This is a genomic window from Streptomyces sp. XY431 (assembly GCF_001279805.1).
GTDB classification, from domain to species: Bacteria; Actinomycetota; Actinomycetes; order Streptomycetales; family Streptomycetaceae; genus Kitasatospora; species Kitasatospora purpeofusca.
Genome location: NZ_LGDO01000371.1, coordinates 1 through 339, shown reverse-complemented (window position 1 = coordinate 339; position 339 = coordinate 1). Strand labels below are relative to the sequence as shown.

1 protein-coding gene is annotated in these 339 nt (G+C 76.4%); it reads right to left on the bottom strand.

What is annotated here, in order from left to right:
• A partial coding sequence (locus ADK60_RS26690) for an adenine nucleotide alpha hydrolase family protein (RefSeq protein WP_502687459.1) occupies positions 1-339 on the bottom strand: 339 nt, incomplete at both ends.

Genomic DNA, 339 nt, shown 5'->3' with positions numbered 1-339 from the left:
GGCCTCGGTCAGCTCCGGACGGCCGGAGGACACCCGCGGGGTGCGCGAGACGACCTTGGCGGCGTTGCCGGTGAACGCGACGGTGACGTCCTCCACCGCGCCCGCGGCCGGGGCGGCCTCCGGGGCGACGGCGTTCGGCTTCACCGCGATGACCGGCACGCCGTTGCTGACGCGGGAGTCGACGGTGTACGAGGCCGCGAAGACGGACTGGGTGGCGACCGGGCCGCTGTCGCCGGCGCGCAGGTCGACGGCGTCGGTGATGATGCCGGAGCCCAGGCGGAGGGCGACGCGGGCGGCGACCTCCTTGCCCTCGCCGGAGGAGGTGACCAGCACCGCGGC